The sequence below is a fragment of the Acidisphaera rubrifaciens HS-AP3 genome (assembly GCF_000964365.1).
Lineage (GTDB): Bacteria > Pseudomonadota > Alphaproteobacteria > Acetobacterales > Acetobacteraceae > Acidisphaera > Acidisphaera rubrifaciens.
On record NZ_BANB01000841.1, the window covers coordinates 1 to 613 of the forward strand.

Consider the following 613-nt stretch of genomic DNA (forward strand, 5'->3'; position numbering starts at 1 on the left):
GGCGCGGCGGGACTTGGAGCTGAAGCCCCAGATCGCCCGTGTGTTCGCCGAGAACTTCGCGGTCTACGGCGTGCGCAAGGTCTGGCGGCAGATGAAGCGGGAGGGCTTCGCCGTCGCCCGCTGCACGGTGGCGCGGCTGATGGGCGGGATGGGCCTTCAGGGCGCGATCCGCGGCAAGCCGGTGACGACCACGGTCAGCGACAAGGCCGCGCCTTGCCCGCTGGATCATGTCAACCGCCAGTTCCACGCCCCGGCGCCTGACCGGCTGTGGCTGTCGGACTTCACCTACGTCGCGACCTGGGCCGGGTTCGTCTACGTCGCCTTCGTGATCGACGCCTACGCCCGGCGCATCGTCGGCTGGCGCGCCAGCCGCACGGCCCACGCCGGCTTCGTCCTGGATGCACTGGAACAGGCCCTTCATGAGCGAAGACCGGCGCATCCGGGAGGCTTGATCCATCACAGCGACCGCGGCAGCCAGTATGTCCCGATCAGATACACCGAGCGCCTGGCCGAGGCCGGGATCGAGCCTTCGATCGGCAGCGTCGGCGACAGCTACGACAACGCCTTGGCCGAGACCATCAACGGCCTCTACAAGGCCGAGGTAATCCATCGC

General features: G+C 68.5%; 1 protein-coding gene. It reads left to right on the forward strand.

Features of this window, described 5'->3' with window-relative positions; genetic code table 11:
• Positions 1–613 (forward strand): IS3 family transposase (locus B8460_RS18370; protein WP_048863072.1); only part of this gene is annotated, 613 nt, incomplete at both ends.